Origin of the sequence: Streptomyces sp. NPDC001027 (genome assembly GCF_040299045.1) — a bacterium.
Taxonomy (GTDB): domain Bacteria; phylum Actinomycetota; class Actinomycetes; order Streptomycetales; family Streptomycetaceae; genus Streptomyces.
Genome location: NZ_JBEPBI010000090.1, coordinates 1 through 18,097, shown reverse-complemented (window position 1 = coordinate 18,097; position 18,097 = coordinate 1). Strand labels below are relative to the sequence as shown.

The 18,097-nt window shown below is 69.4% G+C and carries 9 protein-coding genes; 3 read left to right on the top strand and 6 right to left on the bottom strand.

Features of this window, described 5'->3' with window-relative positions:
- Positions 1 to 268: 268 nt before the first annotated feature.
- The 4 genes from ABT300_RS23730 to ABT300_RS23715 form a co-directional block, all read right to left on the bottom strand.
- Positions 269 to 733: a hypothetical protein gene (locus tag ABT300_RS23730; RefSeq protein ID WP_351679063.1), complete on the bottom strand. Its 465-nt coding sequence runs from the start codon at positions 731 to 733 to the stop codon at positions 269 to 271.
- A gap of 180 nt (positions 734 to 913) precedes the next feature.
- The gene (locus ABT300_RS23725) at positions 914 to 1,261 is read right to left on the bottom strand and encodes a hypothetical protein (RefSeq protein ID WP_351679060.1); all 348 of its coding nucleotides are present in this window, start codon (positions 1,259 to 1,261) and stop codon (positions 914 to 916) included.
- Between the two features lie 33 nt (positions 1,262 to 1,294).
- Positions 1,295 to 3,100, bottom strand: coding sequence for an SIR2 family protein (locus ABT300_RS23720; protein WP_351679057.1), 1,806 nt, complete (start codon positions 3,098 to 3,100; stop codon positions 1,295 to 1,297).
- A gap of 399 nt (positions 3,101 to 3,499) precedes the next feature.
- A complete protein-coding gene (locus ABT300_RS23715) occupies positions 3,500 to 6,466 on the bottom strand; it encodes an AAA family ATPase (protein ID WP_351679054.1) in 2,967 nt (988 codons plus the stop codon).
- Positions 6,467 to 6,698: 232 nt separating this feature from the next.
- Between ABT300_RS23715 and ABT300_RS23710 the strand changes: the two genes are divergently transcribed.
- Positions 6,699 to 10,724: a hypothetical protein gene (locus ABT300_RS23710; protein ID WP_351679052.1), complete on the top strand. Its 4,026-nt coding sequence runs from the start codon at positions 6,699 to 6,701 to the stop codon at positions 10,722 to 10,724.
- A 24-nt stretch (positions 10,725 to 10,748) separates the two neighbouring features.
- Here ABT300_RS23710 and ABT300_RS23705 read toward each other — a convergent pair whose 3' ends face one another.
- Entirely contained in the window at positions 10,749 to 11,624 is an 876-nt protein-coding gene (locus ABT300_RS23705) for an alpha/beta hydrolase family protein (RefSeq protein WP_351679049.1), read from the bottom strand.
- 1,031 nt (positions 11,625 to 12,655) lie between these two features.
- Here ABT300_RS23705 and ABT300_RS23700 point away from each other — a divergent pair.
- Positions 12,656 to 15,913, top strand: a complete 3,258-nt coding sequence (locus tag ABT300_RS23700; protein ID WP_351679046.1) for a DnaB-like helicase C-terminal domain-containing protein — start codon at positions 12,656 to 12,658, stop codon at positions 15,911 to 15,913.
- A gap of 3 nt (positions 15,914 to 15,916) precedes the next feature.
- Complete coding sequence (locus ABT300_RS23695) at positions 15,917 to 16,555, top strand: hypothetical protein (RefSeq protein WP_351679044.1); 639 nt, start codon at positions 15,917 to 15,919, stop codon at positions 16,553 to 16,555.
- Between the two features lie 1,131 nt (positions 16,556 to 17,686).
- On the opposite strand, the gene ABT300_RS23690 is transcribed toward ABT300_RS23695, so the two are convergent.
- The gene (locus ABT300_RS23690) at positions 17,687 to 17,947 is read right to left on the bottom strand and encodes a hypothetical protein (protein WP_351679041.1); all 261 of its coding nucleotides are present in this window, start codon (positions 17,945 to 17,947) and stop codon (positions 17,687 to 17,689) included.
- Positions 17,948 to 18,097 lie beyond the last annotated feature (150 nt).

Genomic DNA, 18,097 nt, shown 5'->3' with positions numbered 1-18,097 from the left:
GTGATGGCGTCCTCCAACTCCAAGAACCCGTCCAGGGCGGACCTTGGTAGGTCTCGGGCGGCTGGCCTGCACTGCAGTGGCGGCTTCGGGTAGCGCCTTGACCTCACTGGCGCAGATCCGGCTGATGCCGACTCTCTCCATGGCGTGGGCGAGCATATGACGTTCCTCCAGGACGGCGAAGCCCTGTTCTCGTATGAGATCGGAAATGACAAAGAGTCGCTGTACCTCTTCTCGCTGACCGCGGCCCCGCCGGGGATTGAGCCTTGGTCTACCCGGCGCCGGAGGACGCGACGGGACACGAGGCGACCGGGGTGACGGACTCGGCCCGGGACAGGGCGACGGTCATGGCGACACCGTCGATCTTGACCATGCCCCGGCGTGCCGAGACGACCTCCCCGCACAGCGTGGTGGTGCCCTGCCGGATCATCAGCCCGGGAGGGCCCCTGAGAGCGACGTACCAGGTCAGGCCGACCGCCGTGACGAGCAGGGCCGTGCACAGGCACGTCAGGGTGATCCCTGCGCGCAGAACGCAGGCGCTGGCCAGTGCTTCGTCGTGGTCCTCGACCTCGACCGGCCGCCCCGTTGCGTCGTCGGTCGCAGACAGCCGGCAGGCGTAGGGGCGGCCATGTGCCGCGCGCAGCAGGCAGAAGGCTCCGACTGCACCCACGGACAGGGCGGCCACCAGCAGAACGCCGGCAGCGACGGACCAGCCGGAGGGCGAGCTGTCCGACATCGCTATGGTTCCTGATCAGGCCGAACCCGATGAGCCCGGCCAGGAGCGTGCCGAGACCGTTGTGCCAGGCCACGGCGACCTTTCGCACCCGGCCGAGTTCCCGCTCCAGGGCCCGCCGCAGCGACCAGGCCCGACGGACCTGAGCAGCCATCGGCGCGGGGCCGGGCAGCAGAGGGCCACTCATCCGCCGGCCCTGGAGGGCAGCAACAGACTCCAGAACGCGCCACAGCCGGTATGGCCCTCGGGGGAGCCCTCGTAGACGGTCTCGGCCGTGTAGTACATGACGACCGGAGTAGCGTGCCCGGGGGCCGCCCTGGTGGCGGCGCGGAAGAGTTCTTCGGCGACGGTGAAGTCCCTCGGCTGACCGCAGCGCGGGCAGGGTCCGGAGAGCACCAGTGCGGAGCCGAAGTCCTCCAGGGTGAAGGTGGCCGCGGCTCGCTGGGCGAACTGATCCTCGGTGGGGAGTTCCGTGCGGCCGTCGCTCAGGTCGGCACATGACCTGAGAATCCTGCATGGGTTCAGTGGCATCCGGTCGGGGGTGCCGGTGCGGAGGAGTGATGGTCAGAAGTACTGGCCGTTGTGGTTCCGGCGTTCTGCGAGGTTCTTGTAGGCGGTCTCGGCATTTTCGACGTCTTTGAAGGCGCCGGCTTCGATCAGGGGCCAGGTGGGGCTGATCTCGTGTGCGATGGTGGCGGCCAGGCCGTGCTCGTCGTGACCCCAGTGAGAGGCGAAGAGGTACATGCCGGGCCAGGGCTGATCGCTCTGGCCGACGGCGACGAGGGAGGTGAGGAGCTCGAAGCGGTCGCACGCCGTCTCGTAGGCGGCGTCGTTGGGCTCGATCGACCGGAGGGGTTCGCGCCCTTCGCCGCGCAGTAGCGGACTTTGCGGATGGATCCACTTGTTTCCGTTGTCCGCACGGGTGACGTCGTGGATGCTCGGGTCGCTCAGCACATCTGCAGGGTTGAGGTAGCGGGCGGGGTTCACGGGTTGCCGGGAGTTGAAGGGGGAGCGGAAGGAGGGTTCGGTCAGGAGCCGGGCCAGGAAGTGCTCGCGCCGGGCGAGGATGGCGGCGATGCCCATGGTCCAGGTGGCCAGCAGTGCCGGATAGTGGCGCAGGGCCTCCAGACCGGGCCGGTAATGTCCTGGGACGCTCTCGCGGGTGCGGGTCAGGTGCTGCACGGTGCGCAGCCACAACTCGTCGTGGCGTCCGTCGTCGTGGAAGACGCCGGTGGTCAGCAGGTGGAGCAGGGTGTCGCAGTCGGCGCGGTAGCCACGGGCGCTGTCGGCGAACGCCTCCCCGTTCAGGGGGTACTTTTCCGGCGTCGCGCGGTCGAGGACCTGGCCGGTGGTCTGATCGACCAGGTCGAAGAGGTCGATGCGGCGCACGGGGTCGGGCAGGGACCGCTTGAGCCGGACCACGGCCATCTCCCGGGTGACCGGGGCGTCGGTGAGCCGGTCGAGAGCGTCGAGACGGCGGACGAGATCGGGGAAGAACTCATCGGCGGTCATGCCGGGGATGAGCGTGGCGGCATGCCGGGCGGTCAGGCGGCGCGCGGCCTCGCCGAGCGGACCCAGGTGTGACCAGAACAGCGGGTAGCGGCGGGACCGGGTGCCCTCGATGGCACGCACCAGGGCATGGTCCCAGTCCGCGGACCAGCCGCAGACAATCAGCCCGTATTCATCCAGCACTCGGTCCAGGACGCGGGCCTGCTCTTCGGGGTAGGTGCCGAGTTCGTCGACGGTGTTGCGGGACTGAAGGTCGAGATAGTCGCCATGCAGCTTGATCACGGTGGCCCGGGAATGGGCCAGCGGGGTGGCGGCATCGAACTGGTCGGGTCGGTGGATGACCTGCGGTGAAATCCCCACGTCCTCCAGTGCCCGCTCGGTCAGGCGGTCGAAGTTCGTCGTCAGGATCACCCGCACCGTGCCGCGCAGCACCAGTTGCGCCACCGCGCGGTGCGCGATGCCGGGGACCTTCTCTCCCCCATCGTGGGCGGCCTCGTCGGCTTCGAAGTACTGGGCCAGTACGGCCTGCCGGGCGGCCGCGTTCGGCGCCACCGTGGCCAGGAGCGCCGAGTAGCCGAGTTCGCCGTCGCAGTGCTCGTCCCACCATGCCTCCGGGGCCTCTGCGGCAGTCTGGCCCGCGTCTGCGGAGTCAGGGTCCTGGGCGGCCGCGGCACGGCGGACCAGGTCCCGCACGATGCCCCAGCCGGTCTTGATCCCGGCACCAGTCGAGACCCCCGAGCCCAGCAGCAGCGCGTACACGCCGGGGCTGGCGTGCAGGCTCGTCGCCAGGGCTACCTGGGGCTGCAGCGCCGGCCCCGGCGGGGTGATCCGAGGGCCGGAGGTGGCTGTGGTGTCGTTCATGAGTTCCGCCCTTCAGCAGGCCCTGCCGAGCGCCCGCCGATCGGTGTGGTCCACGGGCCGGACATCACCCTACCAGCAATTAACGTCACTTGGACGATAATGGGTTCGATTCTGGAGATGGGGGGCCGGGCGCTGTATCGCCCGCGATTGTGTGACAGCCCTCGCCTCACGCAACTGTGACGCGCCGGGGCGGTGTCGGCCGATGGCCTCGTTGCGCAACTTCTGCGGGTCCGAGCCGAGTTCGTCTTCGTCCGGGATCCAGTGGCCGACGGGGGTTCTGCGCGTCGGGACTCGACATGCGGCTTGCGGGGCGCGAGTGGCGGCCTCACTCGAGAGGAGTGGAAGGACCGGGTGCCGGAGGGCGAGTTCGAGGAGACCCACCCGACGTGGTGGGCGCGCTCATCGGTCCCCAGACCGTCCCAGGAAGGCGGCGACCTCGTTGTCCGAGGCGACGAACAGCTCGTCGTCCGAGGTGATGTCGAGGGCGCGGACCGGACTGTCCAGGATCAGAATGCGCTCGACGAGGTCGCCTTCCGGATTCCACGACTTCACGGTTGCGTCTGCCCCGCCCGTGAGCAGTCTCAGGCCGGACTTGCCGTACCGGACGGTCAAGGCGGTCACCGGACCCTTGTGAACTCGTTCCTGACGTACGAGCAGGTCTCGGTCGACAGCGCTCTCCACGATCACGGAGCCTTCAGCGGTGCCGCGGCAGACGACGAGGAGCCCGTTGAACAAGGCGTGCACCGAGGGGCCGGCCGGTTCCTGGCTCGTGGCGAACGGCGCCAGGCTGCCGAAGCCCCTGCCTGCGTCGATGAGATGCGGCGTGCCGGGCTCATGGATCCAGAGGTGCCCGGTGGCGTCCGTCGCCAGTGCCACCGCGCGTCCGGCCAGAGAGAACCTTTGCGCGTCCACGAGCCTTGCCGGGTGCGGATGTTCAGGTCCGGTGCGCTGTCCGGTGTGTCCTTCCAACACGACGTGGTCGCCTTCTCCGGCGGACAGGACGAACAGCTCGGTCCGGTGGTCCGCCGACAGCGCGAGGAGCCGCTCGGGACGTGTGGGGCAGCTGGTGGTCCACCTTGGCTGCCAGGGCAGGGCGGCACCGTGGACGGGTTCGGACAGGCGGTGCGCGAGATTGGAGTGGCCGTCCCTCAGCGCCGTGAGGCTCGCGGCCGTACGCCGGTGTCGGGCGGAGAGCTTGCGGTCCAGCAGTCGCTCCAGCACCGGGCGCGGCAGGCCTTGCGGTTCGAAGTGACCTGCCAGGGCCTCGCGCACCGCCCGGGGGTCGGCTCTGAAGAGGAATTCGGGGTCCTCCAGGAGTTCCCACTCCCGGTCGGCGTCTTTGGCGATCGCGATTCCGTGTCGCAGGATATACGGTTCGGCCGCGTCCCATTTGCGGGCCGATGCGTGGCCAAGGGGGGCGAGAAGCCGCTTCAGCAGGCTTCGGCGCCAGTCCCGGTCACCGGCCGACTGTGCAAAGTCAGCCACCAGGTAGTCGGCCATCGACTGGTGGAAGAGGCGGTAGAGGAGAGTCCCGTCAACATCGGTGACCGATCGCAGGTAGAACCGCGCGGCCTCCAGGGTTTCCTTCATGGCGTCGGGTGACGGAGCGGCCGGCACGGCACTGTCGTCGCCCTCGGCGGCGAAGAGCGGCGCGACCCGGCTCAGGGCGGACACGGGCATGCCTTGGCCGTGGGCGGTGCCCAGGGCCGTGAGGACGGGACGCAGCCAGAAGAGGTCCGGCTGGGACCGTAGCTCCAGTTCGAGGAATTCGGTCAAGGTATGTGGTACTCGATGGGCCGCTTCTGCTGCCTCCTGCCACACGGAGACCCTTTCCGCGCCGGAGTTGATGAAGTGTCGTGTGAGCAGGCCGGCGACGAGAAAGGATCCCCAGGGCAGTTCGGGAGAGCGTTGGTCGACCAGGGCGGACGCAAGTTCGTGCGCGAAAGCATGGACGACGGAGCTGCGGCGGCGGAATTGGCTTGTCGTGCGCAGGATCCCGGTGACGTAGTCCGCCAGGTCTTCTGCCAGTTCCTGCCGCGGCACGCGATCGAGGTCGACCAGCAGTCCGCTCTCGGCCGCGGCGTCGAGAAGAGGCTGGAATTCTGCGTACGGGCGGGTGGCGACCAGAACCCGTGCCAGGGGACGGCCGTCGTCCCGGCGGTCGAGGGCGAGGGGCAACAGCAGGCGGTGCATGACCTCAGAGCCCTGGATCATCTCGTCCAAGGCGTCGACGATGACGACCGGCGGTGCCGCTTTCTTCCGCAGCAACTGAAGCAGCCGGTCTGGGGAGCGCGCGCCGACGCCCAGTTGGCGGGCGATGGAGTCGCAGACCTCGGACACGTCACGTTGACGGGCGTGTACGGCGGCGAAGTCCTTGACGGCGGGGAGCGGCGCCCGAAATGCCCTCATCCACAGCTCCTCGGTCACCTCGCGCAAGGCAGGGTGAGCCGCGCAGACGAGGATGCCGAGCAGCGCCGATTTTCCGGAGCCCGGCGCGCCCGTGACCAGAGCCGGGCCCCGGGCGTTCGGATCATCAAGCCAGTCGGACAGGGTGTCCAGTTCGCGTCGGCGGCCTGTGAAACGCCCTAGCACCCCGCGCCCGTACTCGGCCACGGCCGAGGTGCCGGAGGCCCGTTCCATGAAGTGCAGGTGGTCAAGACCAGCGTCCACGTCCGCCAGGAAGGGCAGCACGGCGGGATCGATACTCCGGGGCAACAGGCCGTGTCTGCGCCCGCCCATGTAGGCGGGGTTCATGAAGAACGGCGGGCTCCCTTCTCCGTCCTCCAGGTCTCGCGCGTCTGACGGTCCCGCCATAACGAGAGCCGATGCGACGGAGTACGACAGCTCTCGCTGGATCTCCTGGGCGAGCGTCTGCAACGGAACGACCGCCAGTCTCGAGTCGATGTCGAGGGCCCCATGACGCAGGCGCGACAGGACAGAGACAAGCGCGCGGCTCAGCGCTCCAGCGGAACGGGGTCCTTCCCGGCTTCCGGAATCAAGGATCAGCCAGTTGCGTGGTGGCAATCCGTCTGGGCCCAGCTCGAACCGTCGCGGTGCCGCCGGCGAGGTGTCGAAGACGAACAGGACCGTAGGCCGGGAAGGATGGCCCGAGTGAAGCAGATCGGACCAGAAGCTGGCGTCTGACCATCGCTGGTCCGTACCGCCGTCGGCTCCCGGTGCCCGGCGGTCATTCCAGTGGACGCCGTGGCCGGCGGCATAGACGATGCAGAGGTCGTCGGGATGCTGGCGATCAAGGAAATCTGTCACCTCGCCACCGAACCGTCGAACTGGCACATCGGACAACGTCGCGGACACGTAGCCCATCGTGGTGAGTGTGTCGGCGACTTCGCGGATGAGTCCGGCCATGGAGTCGTCAGAGGCCGTCGGCGTACTCAGATGGTCGGCGTCATGGTCATACGCTTTGATACCGAGGCACAGAGCCCTGCGCCCGCGTGCCGGCGAGTCCAACGATGACCTCCTAGTGCTTCTTCGTCGCCCAGCCTAGGCCTAATTCCGTGTCCGTCGATCTGAAGACGGGCGTACTCCAGTAGCCTGACCCGCACAGTGCGACCGTCGGACGAACATCGAGGATGACCGGATGCCGGAGGCCTCCGACGAAGCCCGGGGCTTCCAGGGCAGGGCGATAAGTGTTGCCGTCCATGAATTCCAGGGGCCGCTGGGCGATCTCTCCTTCCGGGAGCAGGTTGGGGCACTGCGCGAGGCGCTGACCGCCGCGGGGTACGCGCTGGAGAGTCATGACGGTTTGACGGCCGAGGAAATGGGTTCGAAAGTCCACGGGTTCCTCGAGTCGCCCGGGGACCATCCGCGCATCGTGCACATCCTCAGCCACGGCGTCGCCCCGCCGCCGAGCCGACGGCTGCATGCCGTGGGCGCCTGCGGTCAGTTCCATAAGGACACCGACGTCCAGGTCTGGCTCGACCTCGTCGACATCTATCACCCAGAGCGGCCCTACACGCTCTTCCTGCTTGACCTGTGCGGCGCCGGTCAGGCCGCGTGGCCGGACTGGACGCAGGGCGCTGTCGGCTTCGATCGGCGTGCCTGGGTGATTGGGGCCTGCGAAGAGTCTGAAGCGGCCTACAACGCCCGCCTCACCCAGGCCCTCGCCGACACACTCAACGGTCTTCGTGCCGAACCGGCTTCGCTGGAGCTGGAAGTGTCGCGCCCGTACGTTCCGTTCGACAAGTTCGTCGATGCCACCCGTGCGCGGGTTGATGAGCTTGCTTCGGCACCGGGCGCTCACCAGCAGCGGGTGACCGCCACCCCGTACGACGGGACCTATCCCGATCTGCCTTTCTTGCGTAACCCCCGGGCGGTTCCCGTAGCTGTCCAACTGGACGAGATACTCGACTTCGACCACTGGCAGCGGGCGTCGACCGGGCGGCTGATGGCCCGGCCTCACAGGCGGGGAGTCGGCTTTGTCGGGCGGTCGACAGAGCTCGGTCGGATCGCGGACTGGCTGGACTCCACCCTGGAGGGGGAGGCGCATCTCCCCTGGCTCTGCCTGGTCACCGGACGACGCGGTTCCGGCAAGTCTGCGCTGCTTGGGGTCCTTGTCTGCGCGACGCACGAGGACTTCGACAAGGCCGACGATGCCATCTGGCTGACAGCGTTCCGGGGCGACGCCCCCTCGCGGCACGACACGGGCCACATGGCCGCGGTCCACGCGCGCCGACGCAGCCTTGACGCCATCCTTACGTCGGTCGCGCGGCAGCTGCGCGTGCAGGAGAGCAGGCGGAAGTGGCTTGACGAGTCCTCTCCGGCCCGCAGCCTGTGCGAGGCCATCAGAGACCTGCCCTTTCCGCCGTTGCTGGTCATGGACGCCGTCGATGAGGCCGAGAGCCCGGCAGAGGTGATCACGGAGCTTGTCCAGCCGCTGGCGGAACGCCGTCCGGACGGCAGGCCCCTGGCCTACTGCCTCGTCGGAATACGCGACGAGGAACCGGCCCATGAGTTGCGTGCGACGGCTCAGCAATCAGGGCTGCATTTCAACCTTGAGACAATCGACGCGGACACCCTGTACACGGATCTCCGCGAATACGTGCTGATGCTGCTGCGTACCGAACCACGCTACGGCGGTGTGCGGTTCAAAGATGCCCGGCCGCTGCTGGCGAAGGGCGTCGCGGTGTCCTTGAGCGGTCGGGAGGGCCCGAATCGGGGAGGGGAGTTCCTCATCTCCGGGCTGTACACACATCACATCCTGTCGCGTGAGTGGCCTGCGTTCGACGTCAAGTCCGCGGAGGACCTCGGCCGGGCGGTGCCCCTCGACCTGGCCGATGTACTGAAGATGGACCTGGTCTCGGGTCCCGTGCAACGGCCGATGCGGCGGCCATTGTTCACCGCGCTCGCCCACGCCCACGGTGCCGGCATGCCCGCATCAGTCGCACGGTCCGTGGCGAAGCTCTTCCTCACCGACCCAGTCCTCCCCGAACTGGATGCAGTCCAGCAGGCCTTGGACGGCGAGGGGCACTACCTCCGCGTTTCCTTGGACACGGACGGCACGCTGCTGTACCGGCTCTACAACCAGGGCCTGGACGAGCACCTGAGGCCGGGGGCGGGCAGCACAGGTGGAGAAGGCCGAGCGGAGGGAGTCCTCGACGCCGTACTCGCCTGGGCCCAAGGGCTGCCCAGCGCCTTACACAGCATCTGGTCCACGCCCTACGTGCGCCGCCATGCCGCCCAGCACGCCGCTGACGAAGGGCGGCTGCCCGAACTCCTGGCCGACCCGGGATTCCTCATCCACACCGACACCGACGTGCTCGGTCCGATGCTGGGCCCCCTGCTCCCGCGCCCAACCGAGCCGCACGCCTTCCTCCTGCGCCTACCGCCGGCCCGACTCCGGGACCTGCCATTCGGTGCGCGGCGGCAGCTGTTCGGTCTGGAGGCGATGCGGTGGGGCGCTCCCGCCCTGTCCCACGATCTGCTGACCACACCCGCCCACGGAGCGCCACCGGTGCGGGCGGTTCCGTTGTGGTCCACGGGGACGAACCTGGACGCGCGGCAGCTGTACGTCACCGCCGACCACACGGACGCCGTGAACGCGGTGGTCGTGCTCGACCTCGATGGGCGCCAGGTCACGATCTCCGCGGGTGCTGACGGGACGATCCGCACCGCTGACCTCGACGACGGACGCCCTGTGGGTGAGCCCATCACGGGTCACACTTCCGAGATCACTGCTCTGGCGGCCACCACCCTCGACGGCCACGACGGGCCTGTCCTGATCACCGGATCCGCCAACGGTCCGGTGCACCTGTGGGACCTGGCGAGCAGCGGACCGGTTGGGGATCCGCTGATGGGTCACACCGACGAGGTCACGGCTGTGACGACGTGGACGGCAGCGGGGAAGTCCTTCCTGATCACTGGGTCCGTCGACGGCACCGTACGGGTCTGGCAACTTCCCGGCGGGGAACCGGTCGGGGATCCGCTGATGGGCCACACCGACTCCGTCACCACGATCACCGTGCTCCCCTCGACTGCGGGTACGACCGTCTTCACCGGCGATGCGTCAGGCCGCATCTACCAGTGGTCTGTCGAGGCCAGTCCCGTGGAGGGGACGGTCCTGCGCGGACACACTGGAGCGGTGACCGCCCTGAGCCTGGGCGGTGCGGAGGAACCGAGCGTACTGGTCTCCGCCAGCGAGGACGGCACCCTACGTGGCTGGGCCCTCTCCGACGGATCGTCGATGCCGACTCCGGCACTCGGCCACGAAGGCCGGGTACTCGGACTCGGCAGCCTGACGACCTCCCGTGGGCAAGACACGGCCGTCAGTGTGGGCACCGATCGCGTCATTCGCTTCTGGCGGACGGACGACGGCGGGCCTGCCGAGAACCTGCCGCCGATCGCCCTTCCGGCAGGCCCGGCGGCGATGGCCTACTCCGCTGAGGAACGTCTGCTGGTGATCGGAACTTCCACCGGAACCGTGTTACTGCACAGCACCGACGACGGCGCCCTCACCCACGTCCCCACGGAACTCTCCGCGGCCGTCACTGCTGTCGAATGCGCCACGTTCGGAGGCAGACCGCACGCCCTCATCGCCCACCAGGACGGCCGTGCGCACCTGTGGGACCTACGGGAGCGAAAGGGCGTTGCTAGGCTCACCGGTCACCGGTCGGCGATCACGGCGATTTCCTTCTTCGGCCCCGCCCCGTCACCGACCGCCGTGACGGGCAGCTACGACCGAACCGTGCGGCTGTGGGATCTGACCACGCACACCGAGTGCGGACAACTCGCCACGCACCCCGACGCCGTGATGGCGGTCGCCTGCACGACGCTCGACACCGTCCCCGTCGCCGTGACCGCCTGCGCGGACGGGAGCCTACGCCTCTGGGAGTTGGAAGAATGTCGTCAGATCGATGAACTCGACGCGCACTCGGATGCCGTCACCTCGCTCGCGTTCGCCACCGTGGACGGGGTGCCCACTGCCGTCACCACCTGCCGGGACGGTACGGCCCGGCTGTGGAACCTCACCACCCGCCGCCAGTCAGAGGAGCTGGTCTTTCCCTATCCCGTCCACCGGGCACTGTGGCTCCCTGGCGACCGCCTCCTGGTGGGATACGGCGCGGACGTGGCGGTGTTCCACGCCGGCGGTCTTCACGACGACGACTGAGGCCTTCCGCCGACAACGCCCATCTCAGTGCAGGTAGTTCTTGAGAACCTCCGCGAGCTTCCTGCACCTCAGGTAGTTCTTCAACCCATGGGGGTTGACGACGTTGAGTGACACGGTGATGTCCTCGTCCAGTCCCTCGAACCGCTCGCCCAGGTGTCCTGGTGGCAAAGCCACGGGGTCGCCCACGTCAGCGATGTTCACCCACGCCCCTACGCGGGGAGGCCTGATGCCCTTGTTACGAGGCAGAGGATCAAGGCGATCAAAGACGACACGTGGAACTCCGAGCGGGCTTCCGAGAGTAACCAGAAGCTCGACCCCGTCCCCCAGCTCCGGCTCCGCGCACAGCGCCTCGTACGTCACCACGCTGCCGAGGGAGTGGGCCAGGATCGCCCGGGGGCGCTGCTCGCGAATGGCCTCGGCGATCCGCTGCCGTGCCTTCTCCCTACGCCCGGTGTCCTGCGGGTCGAAATAGCTGGACAGACAATCGGAGGCGCGCGCCAGGATGTCACAGGTCCCCTGGCCGAAGTGCTTCACCAGGGCTGCGGCGGGCTTGCGCACCGCCCACTTGTGGATGCCGTTCTGGCTGACCTGGTCTGCCCACTGGGCACCGACTCTGTCCTTTCCCACCTCCTCGACCCAGGTGACGAACAGCTCGCGTCCCAGAGGGTCCAGGTTCTCTACATCGGCCGTACCCATCGGAATGTCCTGGGCGAGGCAGTCGGCATAGTAGGCGACAGGCAGTGCTGCCAAGGACGGTTGGACGGGGGTGTGCCTTGCTCTGCCCCATTCGAGCCATTTAAGCCAGTCGGCTCCGATATTCTCAGTCGCGAGCGCCAGGTCGTTGCCAGCACGCGAGAAGTACTTGCGATTCCCAATTCCGTGAACCCCGAGAATCGACATTCCACCCCTGTCCCGTTTGCTGAGCGTCGCTTTGACGGCCCGAGAGCCCCATCGTGGCAGGAAAGTCTTTCCGGTGACACGCCTATCGGTCCAGTACGGCCAGCGCCCGCCCTCCCGCACCCTCCACCCTTCTTGTTACGTGTCTCATTGCGTGTTCGTGTGTGTCCACCTTGATTGCGTGCCGGGTAGTGTTACGGGTTGGGTAGGGTGGAGGTGCTGCGGGCGGCCTGGGTGTGAACTCGGCTGTCGGGTGGGCGTGTTGTGCCCGGTCGCGGTGCGGCAGCGGGTGTCTCGCTGTCTCGTTTTCCCGCCTCCCGTGGTTGTCCGATGCTCGTGCTGGTAGTTGGCGTGTTGATCGTTGGGGGGGGTGTTGTGTCTCCTGTGTCTGCGGTGGTGCCTTCGGAGACCTGGGTTCGGGCTGTGTATGAGTTCGTGGATGCGCGTCTGGATGAGGAGCTGCGTGCGGAGTATCCGACGGCGGACAGTGAACTGGTGGTGGACGTATACCGGGTGGGGTGCAGGCGGCGTACCGGGGTTTCGTCGAGGCCATGCACCGCGGCGATCAGGATCGGCCCGCCTCGTGTGTGTGGGGGGGCATCGCGGAGCGGTGGCAGGCCCATCCCGACTTCCCCGGCCCGTTCCTTCCAGAGGCGGTGGCGGGTGGTCGGTGAGCAGGGATCTCGCTGCCGCGCTGGTGCGATGACCGGCTGGAGGATGCCGGGATGCACGCCGATGACCGGGTGACCTGCTGCGCCCACCAGGCCTGGGCGCAGGACTGCGCCGGGCCGACGCACTCGGCTGCTCGCCGGGCTCTGGAGATCGACAGGATCCGCACCCGCACCCGGGCCGGTGTGTGGCGTCCGTGCCGCCGCACCCCGGGCTGCTGGGCGTGCCCGCCGCTTGTGTCCCGTCCCGTTGCGCGCATCATTCCGCTGCACGGTGTCCGCTGGTGATGCCGTGCCGCGCGGACCCCATTTCCTTGATCGTTTCCCGGCTGCGGCCGGTGCTGCTCACGGCGGTGTACCGCCCTGTTGGAGGAGGTCCTGATGTCTGATCGTCCCGTGGTTCCTGATCCGTCCGGCGTCGTCGGGTCCGTCGCCGGTCCGGCTGCCGTCGAGCCCGCCGGGGCGGCCGGCTCCGTTGAGTCGTTCGCCGTCGCTGCCGCGCTCTCCGAGGAGGCTGCTGGGCCGGTCGCCGGAGCTGCCCGGGCTGTGGTGTTGGGGGTGTCTCAGGCGCGGAACCGCTTGTATCAGCTGGTGGACGCGGCGCGGGACGACGGCCGGGTGGTGGTGGTCGAGAAGAGGGATGCGAAGGCCCGTCATACCTACCGCGCGGCGCTGATCCCGGTGGGGCGGCTGGATGCTGGGTCGCGTGCGCGGCTTTCGGGGTGGCCGTCGTGGGCGCGGACGGCAGCGCGCCCGAAGCTGGGTGATCTTGTGGTGGAGGCGGGGGATTCGCCGGTGCGGCGGGGTGTGCCGCAGGTGCTGCTGGACCGTACGACGCCGCTGGCGGTTCTGGTCGAGGCCTCGCTCGTGCCGCCCGGTGACGCGCTGGTCGCGGTGCCCGGTGAAACGCTCACAGATGCCGGGGTGGCGGATGCCGCGCAGCTGCCGTCTGCCGCACCCGGAGCGGCTGAAGGCCCGGCTGCGCCTGTCGCCGGTCCGGGGACGTCGCTGGCCGCTCCCGGGGCCGCGGAGGACTCGCTCCCCGTACGTGCGGCGGGTGCGGTCGTGCCCGGCCACGCACCGGCTCTGGACGATGCGACCGCCGTGCCTGCTGCTGGGGGCAGGGATCCGCAGGGCGCCAGCCAGCGCGAGGCCGACCGGGTCACCGAGGCGGAGCCGGTCGGCGCCGCCGCTGCTGAGGACACCGCCGTCGGCGAGGGCATGGGCGGTACGACGCCCGGGACGGCGGCTGAGGCGGTCCCGGCGGCCGGGGGTGGTGGGCAGCGCCGGCTGCACGGTCTGGGGGAGGTCGCCGGGCAGGCGTTGACCGAGGCCGTCGCGCCGCTGGCTGTGCCGCGGTTCGGGTTTGGCCTGCACGCCCTGGACGCCGCGTTGGGGAGCTTGCCGAGTGGGGTGCTGACGGTGGTGGCGGCCGAGCCGCATGCCGGCGGCTCGCTCCTGGCCGTGCACGCCGCCCGGCACACCGCCCTCACCCGCCAACTCCCCGTGCTGTACGCGGCGTCGGGGCTGTCGCGGACGGACGTGGCTATGCGGGTGATCGCGGCCGAGGGCGAGCTCGACTACCGGCGGCTGCGCACTGGAGCCCTCACCCCGGACGAGCAACAGGCCGCGGCCCAGGTTCAGGCCCGGCTCACCGCGGCCGACCTGCACGTTGACGACGGCACTGGCCTGACAGCTGAGGCGATCGCCGAGACCGCTCCCTACGTCGAGGGCCTGGCACTGGTCGTCGTCGACCGCTTTCAGCACGCGACCGATCCGTTCATCCCGCTGTCTGGCCCCGCGTTGCCGGAGGCGGCCCGGGTGCTGGCGCACCTGGCCCGCACCCGGAACGTGCCGGTGATGGCCGTGCTCGACACCGCAGACCCCGACGTCCTGGCCGCGCTGGACGCCGCGCACGTCACCCTGACCCTGACCCGCACGGGCAACGACGCCCAGGTGACGGTGGCCGAACGCGACTTCGGCGAGCTGACGACCGTGGCGCTGCGCGCCGATGTCGCGTGCGCCCGCTTCGCCGACGCGCCGGCCCGCCCGCGGGACCCGAAGGCCGTGCACGCGTTCGGCAGCGGCAGGGACGAGAAGGCCACCGTCGGCCCGGCCACCGAGGCCGCTCCGGGCGTCGCCCTGCAGCCCGGTCCCGGGCTGGCCGTCTCGGTGGCTGTGGGGGAGGGGTTCGCGGCCGTGGAGGCCGAACTCCTCGACGCTGCACTGCCGTTCATTTCCGGTGCCCGGAGCGGCCTGTCCGCCCGCCTGGCCGGCGCGCTCGCCGCGCTGCGCGAGGCCTCCGCCGCACCCGCCCGGGAGGGCGAACTGCCCGGGCTGCGCCAGGCCCTGGACTGCCTCGCTGCCCGCCGCCCGCCGGTGCCAGCCACACCGGAAGGGGAGCGGCTCGGCGCCGCGCTGGCCGCGTTCACTGCCACTCACCGCGATACCCCCACCAGCGCCCCCATCCCGGCCCCGCCGTCGCCGGTCCCTGCCGAGCCAGAGACGGCCGCCGAGGCTTCCGGTGCCGCGCCCGGTGCCGTCGAGGGCACCCACGCGACCGATCCGGCCCGGCATGTGGTCGAGGGGGTGGTCATGGAGGCGCCGTCGGCCTCGTTCAGCGACGACACGCCTCCGCCCGAGGACACTCCCGGTACCGGTGGCCGGAACTACACCTACTTCCTCAGCAAGATCCGTGACGCGGTCGAGCAGGCTCTCGACGAGACGGGCGGTGACATCGAGGCCGCGGTCAAGATGCTGCAGAAGAAAGCGGTGCCGGACTCCATGGCCCTGTTCAAACTCACCCGGGTCGGCGCAAGTTACGTCCACACCGTGTATCCGCCCGCCCTGGATTTTCTCTCCAAGCCCGGTCAGGGTGAAGCCGACGGAATCTGGGAAGGCCGCCACAAGTGGCGTAATGCTCCCCTGTATGAGGCCATCAGACGGGGGGAGCGCCACCCGCTGGACGTGGTCGGCCTGGACACCAACGCGGCCTATCTGTCCGCCTTCAAGACGCACCTGCCCATCGGCGCGCTCAAGCACGACCCAGGCGGCGGCCACGACCGCCGCCGCGCCGGGATCCACCGCGTCGACCACTTCGTATGGCCCCACGCCCACCTGCCCAACCCGATCGGCAACCGCAAGGAGCCCGGCCCCTACCTCCTGGACGAGGCCACCGTCCGCCTCCTGATGCGCTGCCATGAACTCAAACTGAGCGAGGCGCCCCGGATCCTGGAATCGTGGACTTCCGGTGCCTCCGAGGCCCTCCTGGAGAAATTCCGCCGCGTCCTGCAGCAGGCCCGTCAGACAGCGATCGAAAACGAGGACTCGGCTACCGAGGAATACGTCAAGGCCATGTACTCCCGTTTCACCTCCACGATCGGTGAATCAGGAAAGAACCGGGAACTCCGCCGACCCGAGTGGGTCCACACGATCCGCTCTCAGGCTTTTGCAAGCCTCTGGCTGAAAGGATGGAAAGCCCATCAGGGGGGCCTTATCCTGGTCCAGGCCTCCGGCGTCGACGAACTCCACGTCGCCGGAGGCGACTGGAAAACAGTCTGGGAAGAGGGCCGCAAGTCCACCCAGATGAAGGTGAAGCGCCTTTACACCCTCGGGGGGAATTAACCGATGCCGTACGACGACAGCGGCTGGAAAAACTTCGGTACCTACGGCGCGAACCGCTCCCTCGAAAACGTCCGCGGCGGCGTCGCCCTCGGCCGCGCCCTGGAAGAGGCCCTGGAACGTCAGATCATCGACGGCGGCATCAAGTCCCCCGTCACCTCCCCCCGCGGCCTGAAGGCGCGCCTGAAGTACCTCAACAGCGACGCCGGCGTCGAGGCCATGCGCCAGGCCGGGATCACCGTCAAGTCCCGCGCCCTGAAGAACTGGTTCGCCGGCAAGCAGAAGCCCAGCGCCGCGAACCTCGAGCTCGTCGACACCGCGTACTGGAACCTGCGCACCCGGCGCATCCTGGACAACCTCGGCGCTTTCAAGCAGCACCTCAACAACCAGGGCAAGGGCACCGCGGTCGAGATCCACCCCGTCGACCAGTCCCTGGTCGACGAGCACGCCCGCCGCCCCAACCTCGAGGGCGAGCAGGCGCACCGCAGCCTGCCCGCGGTGCGCTACATCTGGGACGACGCGGTCGAAGCCATGGAAGCCGGCGACGAGGGCAAACTCGAGGAAATCTGGGACGACATCATCACCGAGCTCGACTCCGACTGGGGCGCCTACACCTACGTCTCCTACGTCGGCCTCGGCGCCTGAGACCCGAACACCCATGCCACCACGTCGCCGCGGCGACACCGCGGCGGCCCGCTGATGAACCTCATCAACCTCCTTGGCATCTTCGGGCCCCTCATCTTCGGCGCCGTCCTGCTCGGCCGGTACCTTGCCGGGTGAAAACCCACTCCGTGTGCTCTTTACCTGCCTGCCTGCGGGCTGGGCCAGGTGCGGGGAGACCATGTGGTGGTACTCGGGCTCGAACAGCGTCGTGGTGGTGCCCGCCTCGGCGCCGTCGGGCCGGGTGACGTGGAGGGTGACGAGGTCGCTTTGGCCGGGGTGTTGAACGGTCTGCTGGCGGGCCCGGGCACCCGGCCCCGCGTGACCGCCGCGCAGGCAGTACCGGCCGGTCAGGGGACGCGGATCCGTTGTCCCGTCTGTGTGCGGCTGCCGCTCGCCTTGCGGTGGTCAGGAAGGGGTGGCGGCCGCGGAGGGAACCGGCCGGCCTGGGGCCGGCTGCTGAGCCGACCGGTGGCGGTGGTGTTTCCGGGACGCGTGCGCCCGCCAACGCCGGGGAGAGCCGGGCCGTTGCTGGTGGGTCTTGGTCTGGTAGAGGACCGTGCCGCCGTCGGGGGTGTGCGCGATGAGGTCGATGCCGTGGCCGTCGGTGCAGTGGGTGAGGAGGTGGGTGGCGGTGATCCAGTTGGGTGGAGTGGTGCCGTTGCGGTGTGCTTCCCGGCCGACGTGTCCCTGCCATGGACGGCCGGTCCGCTTCGCAATCTCCCCGCGGGGATTGGGGATGAGAGGTGCGGGGACGGCAACGCCGGCCGGGACAGGCGCGGGCGAAGGCCCGGTGCCCGGCCGGGCTCTCGTACGTGGGACGTCCTGCTGCTCGCTGCTCGCTGCTCGCTGCTCGCTGCTCGTTGACGGTCCGGTCCGGGCCCTGACAGCGGTGTCGTACGCTCCCGCGTCCGCCGACGGTCCTGGCCGGCGCTGTCGGCCTGTGCGAGGTGTCGATGTCGTCGGCGGCGGTGTCCCCCTTTCTCCCCGGCCGGCCCCGTGGCGCCGGTACACAGCCGTGCCGCTGGCCGTCGGCAGCTCCACAGCCGGCCGGTGCTGCCCGGGAGGAGCCGGCGGTGCGGCCGGCTCCTCCCTGCGCCCGATGTCCGGGGTGGTTCAGCAGCTGCCCGGCGCCGGTGGGCAGGACGGGGCCGGGGCGACGACGGATGTTTGCGCAGCCGACGGCGGTACGGACGCGAGGCCGAGGCCCATCAGAACGGCCGCGACGGCTGCGGCCGCGGTGATCGCCATGTACAGGTCCCCGCGGGCCGGGACTGTGCTGCTGCCCTTCTTGGTGTCGAGGTAGACAGCGACGGCCGCGCCCGCCGACACCATGAGGGTGAGCAGCAGACCGGGGGTGATGGAGAGCTCGGTCATCGGACGGCGAACTCCGCCCGGACTGCGGCGCCGGGGCGAGGGCGCCCCGCCTGCCGCCCACCGCCCACGCCGCCCGTTTGTGCTGGTCGGCGCACTTGTCGGTGCCGTGCTGTAGCTTCACAGGTGTCAGTCAAGGTTCCTCCTGCTGCC